Consider the following 14,947-nt stretch of genomic DNA (forward strand, 5'->3'; position numbering starts at 1 on the left):
TTCACGCGAAAAGACAGACCTTGACTTGCTCAGTTCAAGTGCACTATGCGGAGTGGGAGTCCGCTCAGCGGACGTCCGCGCCGGGCGCGTTCCGTCGCCGTGAATCCGTGCGCCCCCTGTGCATCCGTGCTGTAGGTAAGGTCACGCTTACCGTTCGTTCCGCTCGGGCACACAGCGGGTTAGAGTCGGTCGGCGGAACATCGCCGAGCGCTCGTCTCCCCCAGATCGTCTGCCGAGGACACGATGGCCATGCCCCGTCCGACTGCCGCACAGTACGCCTACGGTTCGTGCACCGTGCTTCTCTCGACGCTCGCCATGCTGCTGCTGTCCCGGACCAGTTCGGGGCCGGGGGTGGCGGTCGTCGCCGTGGCCGCGCTCGGCCTCGGGTTGCTGGTCGCGATGACGGTTCCCCAGCCCAGAGCGCGCCGGACCCGGACCGTGGCGTCCGGCGGCCGGCTCACCCCGGCCGAGCCACCGGTGCGGGCGCGGGCCGCCGCCTCCCGCGTCCCGGCGGACGCCGGGGAGCGGGTGCGGGGCCGCGCCGCCTGAGCGCCTCCGCTACCTCGTGCTGACCACCACCGTCTTGGCCGCCTTGTCGTGCAGGCCCTGCTTGTAGGGCTTGTCGAAGAAGCTCCAGCCGCCCGCGATGATCGTCCAGATGCAGGCGCAGCAGAAGGCGAAGGGCAGCCACAGCACCGCCGCGCGGATCAGCGAGGTCTGCACGGAGGGGGTGGCGCCGTCGCTGAGGTTCGCCGTCCGCAGGCCCAGCCACCGCTTGCCGAGGGTCTGCCCGGTGCGGGCGGTCATGAAGGTGTCGTACGCGATGTAGAGCACGGCCGCGATGACCGACTGCCCGATCGACTTGCTGGTCTGGATGTGGTCGCCGTCCACGTCGTACTCCTGGACGTGGAACGCCCAGCTGAGCAGCCACACGACGATGCCGACCAGGATCATGTCGAGGATCCGCGCGAGCACGCGCCGCCCGCTGTCGGCGAGTGGCGGCATGCCGGCCAGCGGGTCGCCGGGGCGCCCCGGGCCGCCGCCGTAGGGGTCACTGCCGTACGGGGCGCCGCCGCCGGGGGGCGGGGGCTGGTCGCCGCCGTAGGGACCGCCGCCGTACGGCCCGCCCTGGCCCGGCGGGGGCGGGGGCGGGGTGTCGTACGGGGAGCCCGAGCCGCCCGCGTCCTGGCCGGGACCGGGGCCGGGGCCGGGCGGCGGGGGTTGCTTCCTGAACGGGTCGTCTTCCGGCGGCTGACCGGAGCCGGGGGGCGGTGGGCTGCTCATGGCCCGAGTCGACCGCGAACCCCCCGGTCACGCATCCGGCGAGCGGCCGTCCGGAGTACGGGCCCTCACGACGTCATTCGGCCGGAGCCGTGGCGTGCGGTCCGTCGGCGAGCATGCGGTCCACGACCCGCGCGGTCGCGAGGCCGTCCCCGGGCTCGCAGAAGTCCTTCTTGAACTGCGCGTACTTCTCGCGGTACTCCGCTTCGACGGCGTCGACGTCGCGCACGGCCTTGACCAGCTCTTCGGAGGTCTTGAGGAGGGGGCCGGGCGCCCGGGTGGTGAAGTCGAAGTACAGGCCGCGCAGCTCGTCCCGGTAGTGCTCCAGGTCGTAGGTGAAGAACAGCATCGGCCGGCCCGAGTGCGCGAAGTCGAAGAGCGCCGAGGAGTAGTCGGTGATCAGCACGTCGGCGACGAGGTACAGATCGGCGATGTCCGGGTAGCGGGTGACGTCCCACACGAAGCCCCGGCCGACCCCCGGCACGCTGCCGTGGACCCTCGGGTGCTTGCGCAGGAGCAGCACGTGGTCGTCGCCCAGTTCGGCCTGGGCCGCGGCCAGGTCGATCCGCAGATCGAGTTTGTACAGCTTGCTCGCGTGCTGCTGGTCCTCCCGCCAGGTGGGGGCGTAGAGCACCACCTTCTTGCCCTCGGGCAGGCCGAGCCGCTCCCTGACCCGCGCGGCCCGCGCCGCACGGTCGGGGGCGTGGAAGATGTCGTTGCGCGGATAACCGCTCTCGAACATGGGTTTCTCGATGGAGTACGCCCTGCTCATGATCTCCGTGGTGTACGCGTTGGGCGAGACCACGAAGTCGAACTGCCGGTAGGTGTGCGGCAGGCCGGCGATGTAGGCGGGGTTCGACTTGGACGAGCCGCTCAGGTCCTTGCCGATCTTCTTGAGCGGCGTACCGTGCCAGGTCTGCACGACCCGCTGTCCGGGGCGGGCGACGAACCAGTCGCCGATCGCCGTGTTGACGACGACATAGCGGCTGCGGGCGAATGCCTCGTAGCACTCGCGGGTGCCCCAGGTCACCACCCGCGCTCCCGTGGGCATCTCGGGCAGTCCGGCGTCCTGGATCCAGATGTGCTCGACGTCGGTCCCCCGGCGCACCAGTTCCTCGTAGACCGCCCGCGGCGAGTCGGAGAACTGCTTGCCCCCGAGGCTGAAGTAGAGCACCGCGTCGCGCAGCGGGCGTTCGCGCTGCTCGTTGAAGTACACCTCGCGCAGGATGCGCTGCCGGTAGGCGCCGTGCTCGTCGGGGCTGAGCAGCCGCTCCGGCTCGATGAAGAGGCGGTCGAAGAAGCGGCGGTCCACGGTGTGGGCACGCTGCCGGCCGCTGAAGCGCAGGGGCAGCTCCTCCACCTGTTCCGGGCGGAGGGTCACCGGGATGTCCCCGGACTTGTCCCAGGCGTCCGCGTCGCGGAAGAAGAGATACCAGCGGCCGGGGCACAGGGGCAGCGCGGGACCGTTCACCTGGGGGGCCGACTCGGGGTCGATCCGGACCGTGAACCGCCCGTCGGCCAGCTCGACCGGCAGCTCCTTCTCCTCGAGGCGGACGCCGTGCCGCAGGACGACCTTCTTCCCGGCCGCCTGCTCGGCGGGATACGTGCCCTCGAGGACCAGCTCCCCCGACTCCGTCGTGGTCATCGCGTCGACCACGGGGCGGACGGCTCGCGTCGCCAGGATCAGATTGCCGGGCCCGTCGCGGTGGACGGCCAGCTCGCGGCCGGAGGCGAGCGGGTGCCTACTGGTCGCGAAGTCCTCGGTGATGGGGGCTTCCAGACGCCGGCCGTCGGCGCCCTTCAGGGCCACCTTGAACTGGCGTCCCGCGATGCCGGACGGGTCCTTCTCGGCCAACTCGGCAAGGCCGAAGACCGCCTGCCGGCGCTGGAACCCGTCGGGGGAACCGGACAGCGGGGTCAGCGGGCTCTCGAGACGGGTGTCGCCTTCCGCGACGCTCACGGCGGCGGGGGCCTCGGCGCCGCTCAGCGCCCTGGTGACCAGCCGCAGTTCGCCGTCCGCGACGGTGCAGGACTCGACCGTGGCGAGGGGCTGCTTCACCGTGATGGCCACGGCGTCCTTGCCGAAGCCGACCACGAGACGTGAGCCGTCCGCCAGCCGGCGGAACTGGTTGTGCCCGGCCGCGCCCGCGTCGCGCTTGCGCACCGGCGCGCGGTATATCCCGCCGGGTCCCGGTATCCCGACGGACAGCGACCACTGGCCGGCGCCGCGCCCGGCCAGCTCGCGCAGCCGGCGGGCGGAGACGACGACTTCGAAGCCCGTGTCGTCGTAGCAGTGCAGGGCCTGCCCGGAGGCGACGGTGGCCTGCGGGTTCTTGATGCGGCGCATGCGCAGCACCACGCGGCGACCGCTCTCGCCGTGCTCCAGCACCGCGAAGCGGCCGAGGGCGCGGCTCGACGGACGCGGCAGGTTCGCGATGAACGCGTACCCCTGCCACACCAGATCGTCGCCGCGCCACTCGACCGAGGTGAGCTGCGCCGTCACCGGCAGGTCAGCGGGCTTGAGCGCGGCTATCCGCTCGGGCAGCGCCAGGCCGCGCAGCCCCGGCAGCAACAGGCGGGGACGCCGGGCGCCCGCCACGAGGAAGGAACCCGGGTCCCTGCGCTGGTTGCGGACCACGTCGTCCAGGTCCTCGGCACGTCCCTCGGTGGCGAGATACCACATGACGCGCTCCGTCGGAGGGAGGCAGGTGAGCGCCTCTTCGCCATGGGCGTCGAGCAGTTCCCGCGCCGCGGCACACAGTTCCTCGCGCTCGGCCCGCGAGCTTTCGGGGAAGAACCGCAGCACCCTCCGCACTCGTGCCGACGCCAGAGTGGCGAGAGACTGCGCCATGAGCAACGCCCTTCTTCACATGTCCTTCGGTTATGAGCCATTAGACGTTAACCGAGTCACCCGTATGCAGCACGCTTGGCGTGATAACGGTACGAATGTGTGACGTGTGCTCAGCCGGCGACGAAGGTGCGGGCGGCCTTGTCGTGCCAGCACTGGCGCCAGGGGCGGTCGAAGAGGCACCAGAGCACGCCGACGAGGCCGACGGCCAGCAGGCCGGGGACGCTGTAGACCAGCCAGCGGCGCAGGGCGGCGCCGAAGGTCGGGGGCTCGTGGGCCTCGATGTCCCGTACCTCCAGGCCGAGCAGCCGCTTGCCGAGGGTGCGGCCCCAACGTGCGGTCGGCAGCGCCTCGTAGACGACGCCGAAGAGGAGGAGGACGGCGAGTACGGCGCCCAGGTACGTGCACGTCGTGCCGTCGAGCAGCCAGACGGTGACGGTCCGGCCGGACTGCTTGGCCTGGTCGATCTTCTCGTCCATGTGGTCCAGGGCCCGGGTGCCGAGCGGCAGGGCGGCCCCGGCGGTGACGGCGGCCAGGGCGACGGTGTCGACGAGCCGGGCGGCCAGCCGCTTGCCGAGCGCGGCGGGGCGGGCGGCCGCCTGACGGCGGGCGGCGGCCTGGAAGACGTCCTCGGCCGGGGGCTTCCAGGGCGCGACGGGCGGCTCGTCGCCGTCGGCCCCGGCGAGCTGGTGCACCTGCTGTGCCCAGGAGGACTGGCCGCCGCCGGGGCCTGCGGAGACGGGGGCGGTGGGGGCGACGGGGGCGGTGGGTACGACGGGTGCGACGGGTGCGGTGGGCTGGCGGGGGACGGCGGGCGTTGCCGGTGTTGCCGGCGAGGCGGGGGCCGCGGCGCGGGCGGCTGCCGCCTTGCCGGCCGCGAAGCCGGGGGCGCCGGGGCGGGGGGCGACGGCGCGGAAGGTGAGGGTGCCCTCGTCGGACGGTGCCGGGGCGGAGGGGGCTGGGGCGGCAGGGGCTGGGGTGGCGGGGGCGGGCTGTGGCTCCGGGGCGGGGCGCCGGAAGACGAAGGGGTTCCCGGCTCCGCCCCCGCCCCCGCCCCCGGGCCCCGGTTCCGGCCCGGCGGCCGTCTCCCCGGCAGGGGCCGGCACCCGTGGGTCCGCGCCGGCGGCCTGCGGCCAGGCCCGCCTGGGCTCCCCGGACTGCCATGTACCGGCGGCCGGCGGCCCCTCGGCCGGCCGGCCACCGGCCGGCTCCTCGACCGGGTCCTCGTCGAAGAAGTGCGGCCCGGTCTCCTCCACGGCGGGCCCCGCCCCGGCCGGCGGGACCAGCGGCTCACCGTCGCGGGGCGCGGGCCGGCTGGTGCCCGGCACCCAGGAGGCGCCGTTCCAGTAGCGGACGTAGCCGGGGATGGACGGATCCGGGTAGTACCCCTCGCGGGGGCGGTCGTCACCGGGGGCCGGGGTTGGGGCGCTCATGTCCGTCGTCCCGTATCTGCTCGGGGGTTGATAGGGGGAGGCACCACATCTATCAGACCGGGGCACTCCGCACGGCCGGTCCCACCGGACCCGCCCCTTTCCGGGCAACCGCGGAAACCCGCGTAATGCTTCTGCCTCCGTCCGCTCTCTGAGGTACGAACCCGTACGTGTAAGCGTGCGCAGCCGCCGCCCGAGAGGACACGCCATGCACCCCACCGCCGTCGTGGAACGCGAGCTGGAACTGAGGCTCATCCTGTCGCCCGGGGAGAGCGTCCCGGTCGCCGCCCTGCTGCGCTACCGCGCCGACGACCCCTACGCCGTCCACATCGCCTTCCACGTCGACTCCCGCCGCCCCGTGCACTGGACGTTCGCCCGCGAGCTGCTGGTGGAGGGGGTGTTCCGGCCGTGCGGGCACGGGGACGTGCGGGTGTGGCCGTCGCGGGCCGAGGGCCGGGCCGTGGTGCTGATGGCGCTGAGCAGCCCGGACGGGGACGCGCTGCTCCAGGCGCCGGCGGCGCAGGTGTCGGCGTGGCTGGAGCGCACGCTGCGGGCGGTGCCGCCGGGCGCGGAGGGCGGGCGCCTCGACCTGGACGACGGGCTCACCGACCTGCTGGCCCGGTGACACAGCGGGGGGGTGCTCAGCGGGGGGTTGGCGGGGGAGGTACTCAGAACAGCTTGCCGGGGTTGAGGATGCCGAGCGGGTCGAACGCCTGCTTCACCGCCCGCTGCATCTCGAGCCCCACCGGACCGAGTTCGCGGGCCAGCCACTCCCTCTTCAGCACCCCCACCCCGTGCTCGCCGGTGATCGTGCCGCCCAGTTCCAGGCCGAGCGCCATGATCTCGTCGAAGGACTCCCGGGCCCGCCGGGACTCATCGGGGTCGAGGGCGTCGAAGCAGACGGTGGGGTGGGTGTTGCCGTCCCCGGCGTGCGCGCACAGGCCGATGGTCAGGCCGTACTTCGCCCCGATCCGCTCCACCCCGGCCAGCATGTCGCCGAGCCGGGAGCGGGGCACGCACACGTCGTCGATCATCGTGGTGCCCTTGACCGCCTCCAGGGCGGTGAGCGACAACCGGCGTGCCTGGAGGAGGAGTTCGGACTCGGCGGCGTCCTCCGCGGGCACCACCTGGGTGGCGCCGGACGCCTCGCACAGCGCGCCGACGGCGGCGAGGTCGGCGGCCGGGTCCGCGGTGTCGAAGGCGGCGAGCAGCAGGGCCTCGGTGGTCTCCGGCAGGCCCATGTGGGCGAAGTCGTTGACCGCCTTGACCGTGGTGCGGTCCATCAGTTCGAGGAGGGAGGGCACGTGCCCGCCGGCCATGATGCGGCAGACGGCGTCGCACGCGGCGGCGGCCGAGCCGAACTCGGCGGCGAGGACCAGCTGCGCGGGCGGCTTCGGGCGCAGCGCGAGCACGGCCCGCACGACGATGCCGAGGGAGCCCTCGGAACCGACGAAGAGCCGCGTGAGGTCGTACCCGGCGACGCCCTTGGCGGTGCGGCGCCCGGTGGACATCAGGCGGCCGTCGGCGAGGACGACGTCCAGGCCGAGGACGTACTCGGCGGTCACCCCGTACTTGACGCAGCACAGCCCGCCCGAGGCGGTGCCGATGTTGCCGCCGATGGTGCAGGTCTCCCAGCTGGAGGGGTCCGGCGGGTAGTACAGGCCATGCTCGCCGACCGCCCGGGACAGCGCCGCGTTGACGACGCCGGGCTCGACGACGGCGATCCGGTCGACGGGGCTGATCTCCAGGATCCGGTCCATCCGGGTGAGGGACAGCACGACGCAGCCGTCGGTGGCGTTGGCCCCGCCGGACAGGCCGGTGCGGGCGCCCTGCGGGACGACGGGGACGCGCAGCGCGGTGGCGGTGCGCATGACGTGCTGGACCTCTTCCACGGTGCGGGGCAGCACGACCACGGCGGGGGCTCCGGCCGGGCAGAAGCTCGCCATGTCGTGGGCGTAGGAGGCGGTGACGTCGGGGTCGGTGAGCACCGCGTCGGCGGGCAGGCCGGTGCGCAGCGCGGTGAGCAGCGGTTCGGCCGGGGCACCGGGCGCCGCGGTGTCCTCGTCGGGGCGCGCTTCGATACGGCTCATGATCCGAGCGTCGCACCCGGGGCCATCGGTGTGAAGTCCGCGGGCGGCGTGCTTCACCTGCCCGGGTGTGCTCGTCGTACTGCCGCACAGTGGCCGCCATGGACGTAAGCGCAGCGACCGCCGGGATCGCGACGGACCTGGAGGCCGGGGAGCGGCGCCGGCGCCGGCGCCGGGTGCTGCTCGGCGTGGCCGCCGGGTGCGCCCTGCTCGGCGGGGTGGTCTGGACGCTGCTGCCGGCCGCGCAGCCCCGCCACCCCGCTCCCCCGTCGGCGCCCGGCCCGGCCGCCGTGGCGCGCGGCGCGGTGGTCGCCGGCGCGCCGGCCGCGCTGCCGGACCTGACGGCGCTGATCGGCGAGCGCGAGACGTACCTGCGGACGCACCCGCTGGACGGCCCGGCGTGGGCGGTGCTCGGCGCGGCCTACGTGGAGCGGGAGCGCCGCACTGCGGACACGGCGGCCTGGCCGAAGGCGGAGGCCGCCCTGCGCACCGCGCTCAAGGTGGGCCCGGCCAAGGACCCGGCGGCCCTGGAGGGCCTGGCCGCCCTCGCGGTGCAGCGGCGGGACTTCACCGCGGCCCGCGAGTTCGGCGAGGACGCCCGCGCCCTCGCCCCGAAGCGGTGGACGGCGCACGCGGTGCTGATCGACGCGTACGACGGGCTCGGCGACCACAAGGCGGTCGGCAAGGAGCTGGACGCGCTGATGGGGCTGCGCACCGGCCCGGCGGTACGGGCCAGGGCGGCGGCGGTCTACCGCGACCGGGGCTGGCGGGAGGACGCGGCGGCGCAGATCTCCGACGCGGCGGCCGGCGCGCAGGCTCCGGCCGAGCGGGCGGCGTACCTGGAGCAGGCCGGGCGCCTCGCCTTCGAGCGCGGGGACCGCGAGGGCGCCCTGCGCTTCTTCCAGGAGGCCCTGCGCACCGACCCCGACCAGCGGGCCGCGCAGGCCGGTCAGGGCAGGGCGCTGGCCGCCCTCGGCCGCACGACGGAGGCGCTGGCCGCCTACCGGGCGGCGCTGGCGGCGCGCCCGGCCCCGGAGTACGCCCTGGAGCTGGGCGAGCTGTACGAATCCCTCGGCCTCGCCCAGCCGGCCAAGGTCAACTACGACCTGCTGCGCGAGCGGGTCCGCGCGGCGGAGGCGGCCGGCGCCGACGAGGAGCTGCTCCTGGGCCGCTTCGAGGCCGACCACGGCGACCCGGCCACCGCGGTGGAGCTCCTGCGCGCCGAGTGGGACCGCCAGCCGGGCATCGCGGTGGCCGACGCCCTCGGCTGGGCACTGCACCGCGCCGGCCAGGACGAGGAGGCCCTGAAGCACGCCACCCGCGCCACCGACGCCCAGCACGGCGGCGGCGTCCGCAGCGCCCTGTACGCCTACCACCAGGGGGTGATCGAGCGCTCCCTGGAGCGCTACGGCGCCGCCCGCCGGCACCTGACGGAGGCGCTCCAGATCAACCCGCACTTCTCCCCACTGGCCGCCCCGGAGGCCCGCCGCGCCCTGAAGGCCCTGGGCGAGCCCTCGGAGGAGGGGCCGCCGGACTAGTAGCCAGTCGGAACGGACTCGATCCGCTGGAGCCCGCCGTCCCGCACGTAGACCATTGCTCCGATCGCGAGAGCTTGGAGGCCGAGGAGAACGCGAGCCCGGGCCTCCTCTGGGAGAGCAGCCACGGCGTGGTCAGTAGGCAGAACCCGAACCTCCGCACGTACGTCGCGGTAGACCAAGGAGTTCGCTTCGTGGACAGTGAGGGGCGCGGTCACGACGAGGTGAGTGATCACATTTCGACGCCTCATCTGCACCTGCCTGACGGCGACTCGCCGTCGGATCGGCAGACCGTCGGGCAGGCCGGTAAGCACTGCTTGCGCCGCCTCCTCGGGGCTTTGCCCGTCCTCGACGGTTCCCGTCGCCAGCACCAGCGCCCCGCCGGGCATGCAGGGGAGGACCAGGCCGGTAGCACCAACCGGGGCCAGCACGCTGACACCGATGACCGGGGGACGCCAGTTCTCGTATGGAGCCCGGGTTCGTGGCTTCGGTACGGGTGAAGCCGCGACCGACGTCATGCCCAGCCGCCCCCGTTCACGGCCTGGGCGATCGAGTCCAGGTGTTCCGGGTTACTCGTCCCGGGGATCGGGGCGATGTGCGGTCCGCAGGACAGCAGCCAGGACAGAGCCGCGATGACGTTGCCGCCCGGCGCCGCAGCGCCGGCGTCGAGCGGGCGGTACGGAACGTAGGGAATCTCCGCGTCGCGGCACATCTCCATGACGGGGTCGTAGCGGTGGTGGATGTTGAGGACGTTCTGCACCGCAGCGACAGGGACCGCCTTGCGAGCCAGGGCGAAGTCCTCCGGCGTGACCTTGGAGATTCCGATGTGCCCGATCTTCCCCTCCTCGCGGAGGGCCGCGAGGGTGCCGAGCTGATCCGCGAGCGGTACCTCGGGGTCGACGCGGTGCAGGTAGCAAAGCTCCAGGCGCTCCAGGCGCAGGCGGCGGAGGCTCGCCTCAACACTGGTCCGCAGGTACACCGGGTGCCCGTGCGGGACCCACATGTTCGGGGCCGGCCGTGCGAACCCGACCTTGGTCGCGATGAGGACGTGGTCGGGGTAGGGGTGGAGCGCGTCCTTGATCAGGTGCTCGACGGTGTGGGGGCCGTATGCGTCGGCGGTGTCGATATGGCTGATGCCGAAGGTGTGCACGGCGTTGCGGAGCACGGCGAGGGCCTGTTCGCGATCCTCCGGGTCACCCCAAGTGCCGGGGCCGGTCAGGCGCATAGTCCCGAAGCCGAGGCGGGAGACAGTCTTCCCCGCGATCTCGATGGAACCGCCGGGCGGCGTGAGGGTCATACCAGTGCCTCCGCGCCACAGAGCTGAAGGGCACGTTCGATGGCCGACGTCTGGCTGTCGTCGTCGCCGGTGACGCGGACGTGCGGGATGCCGTCGTCGCGCAGGAGCGCATGGGTGTGGTGGTCGACAAGCGCCCGGTAACGGTCGTCGTAGTCGTGTTTCGGCTTGATGGGGAAGTCCGGGTCGAGGACGGTGGCGAACAGAAGGTTGTACGGCTCGTGGGCTGCGGCGAGTTGGTGCAGGGCTTCGCGGTCGGTGCGCGGGGCGGACGCACCGCGCCATTCGAGGGCGGCTTGGAAGTAGGCGAGCGCGTCCCAGCAGGCCCGGTCCGCGAGGACGACGCGCACGGACGCGTCGTCCAAGCGCGCTGCGGCGGCGACCTCGTCGGCGATGCCGGTCGCGAGGACCCAGCGGGTGGACTCCACCGTGTGGTGCTGCATCTTGGGCAGCGGGACGAGCGCAGCCCGTCGACCGAGGTGGCCGGTGCGCTGGACGGGGATGTCCAGGCCGCGCAGCTCCATCTCGATGCGGCGCATCAGCAGGCTCTTGCCGGTGGAATGGGTTCCCATCACGCCGATGCGGATGAGCTTCGTCGGGGTCGTCGTCACCACAGGGTGGGCTCCTGTTCTGGTTCGGGGGCGCCGGGAAGGCCGGGCGGGACGGCGGCGGCCACGAGCTGATCCCAGCTCTCGTACTGGTCGGCCATCGTGATGAGGAGCTGGGCGGTCGCGTAGGCGTCGAAGGTGGCGCGGTGGCGGTGGCCGGGGGCTTCGCTCAGGTCCGGTGTCGTGTGCTTGAGCAGGGCATCGAGGCTGTACTTCGGCAGGTCGGGATAGGTGGCCTTGGCCAGCCGGAGCGTGTCGATGACTCCGGCCGGCTGCCACTGCGGCAGGTGGGCGGACAAGACGCGGTAGTCCACGTGGGCGTTGTGGGCGGCGATCCACGAAGTGCCGAGCAGTTCGTGGACCGCGCCCTTGATCTCCTCCCAGCCCGGCTTGTCTTCCAGGACCTGGTTGGTGAGGCCGTGTACGCGAGCGGCGAAGGGCGTGACGGGCCTCTTCGGCTTGATCAGCCATGCTCCGGCGGTGTGCTTGTCGGGCTGTCCGTCGCGTACGGGAAGTGCGGCCACCTCGACCAGGTCAGGCGGGTTGGTGCCGTTGCCCTCGACGTCGACAACGAACAGCGCGGGCCAGGAGGAGAAGATCATGCGGTTGGTGTTCCGTCCTCCGCCTTCCAGCCGATGTCGGCTCGGCCGTGCTGGCGGTAGTGGTGGGGCTTGGCTCGGTCGTGGCACTGGTAGCCGAACCCGTGCTGGAGGTAGTAGCGCGGCGGTTCGTCCAATCCCTCAACGACGATGGCACGCTCGGTGACATCGATCGGGCCGGTCGCGCCGAGTTCGCGCGCCTCCCGCGTGACGGCCTTCGCGTCCGGCTGGACCCAGGCCGCCTCGCACTTCGCGATCTGCTCCGGCGGGCAGATGTCGCACAGCTCACGGATGCCGTAGTGACCGTTGTAGTCAGCCTCCCCGTGCGCGTACGCGACACCGCAGGAGGTCTTACGGAACAGCGCTCCCCATGAGGCGTCCTGCTCGAAGGCGTCGAGAATCCGCTGTTCCGCGGCCTCGGGCATGATCTTGCGCCGGGCGGTGTCCTCGTACGGCATCTCCAGACCGTGGGCCTCGTAGTACGCGGCGATCTCCTTGCGGAAGAACAGGCCGGTGAAGACGGTGGCGTGCGCGTACTGGGACAGCTCCTTGGCGCGGGCGATGTCGGCGGCCGAGTCGTTGAGGCCGGGCACGATGGGACGCCAGTACAGGACGGTGCGGTACCGCTCGGCGTTCTCGTAGAGGGTGCGCAGGCTCGCGGCGGCGATGTTGCTGTCCACCGGCTCGATCCGCTCGTCCTGGATGTGCGAGTGGGTCACCAGGACGGTCAGCCGCAGGTTGGTGAAGCTGTTGAGGACGGCGCAGTCGTCGGGGTCGACGCGCCAGCGGGTGATGATCAGGACGTGGTTGGTCAGCCCCTGCTTGTCGAGCTGGCGCAGCACGTTGAACACGTGGGGCTTGACGGCGGGCAGCATCGGGTCCGTGGCCCGGTTCAGGAGCTGGATCGGCGTCCGGTGCGGGCGGAAGTAGCGGTGCCCAACGAGGCGGCGCACGGCTTCCTCGTCGCTCATCAGCCGACGGGGGACCTTCATGTCGAAGTTCTGGAAGAGGTGGCGCACGCAGTACCCGCAGTCGAGCGGGCAGCCGACGATCCAGTTCAGCGAGAGCCCCGACTTGCGGTACTCGATCACGTCGGCGAGTTCCTGTTTCAAGCCGCCGATCTTCTCGGGGGTGAGGATCGGCAGCGCGCGCCGGGCTCCGATGGTGGGAGTGCTCATCAGGTCTCCAGGTGGGATCAGGCGTCGGCGGGCGTGCTCTGTGTCGGTAGTTCCGGAGTGAGGAGGTCACGGCGGCCGGCGCCGTACCAGGTGCCGAAGTCGCGTCGAGCCGCGTCGGCGTCGTCGCTGGTGTGGACGAGGTTGTGCACCAGCCGCTTTTCGGCGAGGGCAGCGGCAAGGCTGTCGTCGCCCAGGTCGCCGCGGATGGTGCCGGGGGCAGCCAATGTCGGGTCGAAGTGGCCCAACAGATCGCGGAGTTGGGTGTGCAGCCCCGGCCCGCCATAGGCCAGGGCGACGGCGACGTTGCGCCCGGCGTACGTCTCGTCCAGGCAGGCGGGGATGTCCCGGTCAGGGAACCAGTCGCGGTCCACCAGGAGGTCCCAGTAGTGGACGTGCACCTGCCAGGGTTGAACAGTGATCTCCTGCCGGTTCGCGACCGTGGCGCCCGTCGCGGCGATCCGCTCCAAGACGGCGTCGACCAAACCGCGCTCCACGGCGTCCGGCTTGCAGAGGATGACCGAGCGGCGGTCGAAGTCGGAGACCTTCAGGGTCCGTCCGGGGCCGTACCAGGTGCCGAAGTCCCGACGGGCAGATGCCGGATCGTCGGAGGTGTGCACGAGGTTCCGCACGAGCCGGCCTCCCCTGGCGGCAGCCGCGACACTGTCGTTGCCGAAGTCGCCGCGGATCGTGCCGACCACGGCCTTCGTGGGGTCGGTGTGCCCTATCAGCCGCCGAAGACGGGCGTGGATGTCGGGCCCGCCGTGCGCCAGCGCGACCGTGACGCGTTGTCCCGCGTACGCGTCGTCAATGCGCGCGGGCAGGTCCGCGGGGAATCGTCCCGGGTCGGCCAGCATGTCGCGGTAGGCAACGTGGGCCTGCCACGGCTCCGCGACCAGCTCCGTCCGGGCGCGGACGGAGACACCAGCTCCTTCGATCCGGTCGAGGACGACATCGACCAAGCCGCGATCCACTGCGTCCGGCTTGCACAGGACGACGGCCCAGCGGTCGAAGTCGATTCCGGTGACCACAGCACCGGACGCCGGTTTCCGGCTCATCGGGCGTCCTCGGCGGTCACGCACGCCGCCCACTTGTGCCCGAGGAGCCAGCGCAGACCGGGGTGCAGGGCATCGAGGAGATCGCGGCTCACCGTGTCGGTCGCGTCGTGCTGGATCTGGCGGTACACCTCGAACAGCAAGAGGACCTGCTGCCAGTACGCGTCCACGTCCAGGTGCGCGATCTCGTCCGCGCTGTACTTGACCATGTTGGTCCGCAGCAGTTCCTCGTGCTCCATGAGGCGGCTGATCGTGTCCGGACCGGTCTCCGCCGACATGGCCGGAAACGGGAACTGCTGCGGGGCGCGGCGCAGCTCGGCCTCGTTCAGCACCAGTCGTACGCGCTCGGCGTTCCGATCGTTGATGTGAGCGGAGCCGATCGTGTGCGTGTAATGGCCCAGTTGGAGGCCGAGTTGGACGGCCGCGTACTCCTGGATCATCGTGAAGGAGAACACGTCGCTGAGCAGTCCGCAGTCGAGGTCGTTCGCCCGCATGTGGCACACCATGTGCAGCCGGCCGTCACGGACCAACAGGTGGAGGCCCGCGAGGCAGGCCATGTCGGGGTTGTCGGAGACGACCAGTTCCTTCGCCGAGAAGACCGGCAAGTACCCGCGCTTGCTGTCGGTCTCCGTGCGCAGTAACCCCAACACCCGGTCGAACGGAGAGACCGTGTCGCCGTCGGCGGGGTTGAACAGGGTGTGTCCGTACGCCGATCCGCCCAGAGCGACGCCGTCGGCGGAGCTGGAACGCATGGACGGCGCGTAGTAACCGATCATCTCCAGGTCCCGGCGGCCGGCCAGGTACCAGAGCGCTTCGGCGAAGTGGAAGACCGGATTGACCTTCCTCGCAACGATGTAGGGCAGCCGCTGGCGGGGGTCCGGCAGCCGGAAGGTCACGCCGACGACTTCGCGCGCGTCGTTCCCACGAGCCCGGATACGGTACTCGGGCCTGTCACAGGCCAGCCGCAGCAGGGCGAGGTACGCGTCCTCGACGGTGCGATAGGTGGGTGCAGTGGGCATCGTCTCTCCTGATCGG

The 14,947-nt window shown here is 72.2% G+C and carries 13 protein-coding genes; 3 read left to right on the top strand and 10 right to left on the bottom strand.

Translation table 11 applies throughout. The features are described 5' to 3' along the window. Window positions 1–249 precede the first annotated feature (249 nt). Window positions 250–549 carry a hypothetical protein gene (locus tag ACGFZL_RS20750; protein WP_393693587.1) on the top strand — a complete coding sequence of 100 codons (300 nt, stop codon included), beginning with the start codon at window positions 250–252 and terminating at the stop codon, window positions 547–549. A gap of 9 nt (window positions 550–558) precedes the next feature. Here the strand turns inward: ACGFZL_RS20750 and ACGFZL_RS20755 are convergent, their stop codons facing one another. From ACGFZL_RS20755 to ACGFZL_RS20765, 3 genes are all read right to left on the bottom strand, one after another. Next, window positions 559–1,284, bottom strand: coding sequence for an RDD family protein (locus ACGFZL_RS20755; protein ID WP_393693589.1), 726 nt, complete (start codon window positions 1,282–1,284; stop codon window positions 559–561). 73 nt (window positions 1,285–1,357) lie between these two features. Next, window positions 1,358–4,132: a CDP-glycerol glycerophosphotransferase family protein gene (locus ACGFZL_RS20760; RefSeq protein WP_393693590.1), complete on the bottom strand. Its 2,775-nt coding sequence runs from the start codon at window positions 4,130–4,132 to the stop codon at window positions 1,358–1,360. A 110-nt stretch (window positions 4,133–4,242) separates the two neighbouring features. Beyond that, window positions 4,243–5,562, bottom strand: coding sequence for an RDD family protein (locus ACGFZL_RS20765; protein ID WP_393693591.1), 1,320 nt, complete (start codon window positions 5,560–5,562; stop codon window positions 4,243–4,245). A 205-nt stretch (window positions 5,563–5,767) separates the two neighbouring features. Between ACGFZL_RS20765 and ACGFZL_RS20770 the strand changes: the two genes are divergently transcribed. Next, complete coding sequence (locus ACGFZL_RS20770) at window positions 5,768–6,184, top strand: SsgA family sporulation/cell division regulator (protein WP_355165366.1); 417 nt, start codon at window positions 5,768–5,770, stop codon at window positions 6,182–6,184. Window positions 6,185–6,227: 43 nt separating this feature from the next. Here the strand turns inward: ACGFZL_RS20770 and ACGFZL_RS20775 are convergent, their stop codons facing one another. Beyond that, window positions 6,228–7,649 carry an FAD-binding oxidoreductase gene (locus ACGFZL_RS20775; RefSeq protein ID WP_393693593.1) on the bottom strand — a complete coding sequence of 474 codons (1,422 nt, stop codon included), beginning with the start codon at window positions 7,647–7,649 and terminating at the stop codon, window positions 6,228–6,230. A 98-nt stretch (window positions 7,650–7,747) separates the two neighbouring features. Between ACGFZL_RS20775 and ACGFZL_RS20780 the strand changes: the two genes are divergently transcribed. Beyond that, the gene (locus tag ACGFZL_RS20780; protein WP_393693595.1) at window positions 7,748–9,184 is read left to right on the top strand and encodes a tetratricopeptide repeat protein; all 1,437 of its coding nucleotides are present in this window, start codon (window positions 7,748–7,750) and stop codon (window positions 9,182–9,184) included. Window positions 9,185–9,695: 511 nt separating this feature from the next. On the opposite strand, the gene ACGFZL_RS20785 is transcribed toward ACGFZL_RS20780, so the two are convergent. From ACGFZL_RS20785 to ACGFZL_RS20810, 6 genes are read right to left on the bottom strand one after another with little or no spacing between them, the layout of a single operon-like run. Continuing rightward, on the bottom strand, window positions 9,696–10,478 hold the full coding sequence (locus tag ACGFZL_RS20785) for an aldo/keto reductase (RefSeq protein ID WP_393693597.1): 783 nt from the start codon (window positions 10,476–10,478) through the stop codon (window positions 9,696–9,698). After that, window positions 10,475–11,086, bottom strand: a complete 612-nt coding sequence (locus ACGFZL_RS20790) for an AAA family ATPase (protein WP_393693599.1) — start codon at window positions 11,084–11,086, stop codon at window positions 10,475–10,477. The genes ACGFZL_RS20785 and ACGFZL_RS20790 overlap by 4 nt, the downstream gene beginning before the upstream one ends. Further along, window positions 11,083–11,685, bottom strand: coding sequence for an exonuclease domain-containing protein (locus ACGFZL_RS20795; RefSeq protein WP_393693601.1), 603 nt, complete (start codon window positions 11,683–11,685; stop codon window positions 11,083–11,085). The genes ACGFZL_RS20790 and ACGFZL_RS20795 overlap by 4 nt, the downstream gene beginning before the upstream one ends. Further along, the gene (locus ACGFZL_RS20800; protein ID WP_393693603.1) at window positions 11,682–12,860 is read right to left on the bottom strand and encodes a radical SAM protein; all 1,179 of its coding nucleotides are present in this window, start codon (window positions 12,858–12,860) and stop codon (window positions 11,682–11,684) included. Before ACGFZL_RS20800 ends, ACGFZL_RS20795 begins: the two co-directional genes overlap by 4 nt. A 17-nt stretch (window positions 12,861–12,877) precedes the next feature. Then, window positions 12,878–13,915 (bottom strand): nucleoside-diphosphate kinase, encoded by a 1,038-nt coding sequence (locus tag ACGFZL_RS20805; protein WP_393693605.1) that lies wholly within the window; start codon window positions 13,913–13,915, stop codon window positions 12,878–12,880. Next, the gene (locus tag ACGFZL_RS20810) at window positions 13,912–14,931 is read right to left on the bottom strand and encodes a thymidylate synthase (protein WP_393693607.1); all 1,020 of its coding nucleotides are present in this window, start codon (window positions 14,929–14,931) and stop codon (window positions 13,912–13,914) included. The genes ACGFZL_RS20805 and ACGFZL_RS20810 overlap by 4 nt, the downstream gene beginning before the upstream one ends. Between the last annotated feature and the right edge of the window lie 16 nt (window positions 14,932–14,947).

This window comes from Streptomyces sp. NPDC048182, assembly GCF_043202555.1.
Taxonomy (GTDB): domain Bacteria; phylum Actinomycetota; class Actinomycetes; order Streptomycetales; family Streptomycetaceae; genus Streptomyces.

Excerpts from the sequence above, each read along its gene's own strand:
- ACGFZL_RS20750 (WP_393693587.1), top strand. The coding sequence starts at position 250 with ATGCCCCGTCCGACTGCCGCACAGTACGCCTACGGTTCGTGCACCGTG.
- ACGFZL_RS20755 (WP_393693589.1), bottom strand. The coding sequence starts at position 1,284 with ATGAGCAGCCCACCGCCCCCCGGCTCCGGTCAGCCGCCGGAAGACGAC.
- ACGFZL_RS20760 (WP_393693590.1), bottom strand. The coding sequence starts at position 4,132 with ATGGCGCAGTCTCTCGCCACTCTGGCGTCGGCACGAGTGCGGAGGGTG.
- ACGFZL_RS20765 (WP_393693591.1), bottom strand. The coding sequence starts at position 5,562 with ATGAGCGCCCCAACCCCGGCCCCCGGTGACGACCGCCCCCGCGAGGGG.
- ACGFZL_RS20770 (WP_355165366.1), top strand. The coding sequence starts at position 5,768 with ATGCACCCCACCGCCGTCGTGGAACGCGAGCTGGAACTGAGGCTCATC.
- ACGFZL_RS20775 (WP_393693593.1), bottom strand. The coding sequence starts at position 7,649 with ATGAGCCGTATCGAAGCGCGCCCCGACGAGGACACCGCGGCGCCCGGT.
- ACGFZL_RS20780 (WP_393693595.1), top strand. The coding sequence starts at position 7,748 with ATGGACGTAAGCGCAGCGACCGCCGGGATCGCGACGGACCTGGAGGCC.
- ACGFZL_RS20785 (WP_393693597.1), bottom strand. The coding sequence starts at position 10,478 with ATGACCCTCACGCCGCCCGGCGGTTCCATCGAGATCGCGGGGAAGACT.
- ACGFZL_RS20795 (WP_393693601.1), bottom strand. The coding sequence starts at position 11,685 with ATGATCTTCTCCTCCTGGCCCGCGCTGTTCGTTGTCGACGTCGAGGGC.
- ACGFZL_RS20800 (WP_393693603.1), bottom strand. The coding sequence starts at position 12,860 with ATGAGCACTCCCACCATCGGAGCCCGGCGCGCGCTGCCGATCCTCACC.
- ACGFZL_RS20805 (WP_393693605.1), bottom strand. The coding sequence starts at position 13,915 with ATGAGCCGGAAACCGGCGTCCGGTGCTGTGGTCACCGGAATCGACTTC.
- ACGFZL_RS20810 (WP_393693607.1), bottom strand. The coding sequence starts at position 14,931 with ATGCCCACTGCACCCACCTATCGCACCGTCGAGGACGCGTACCTCGCC.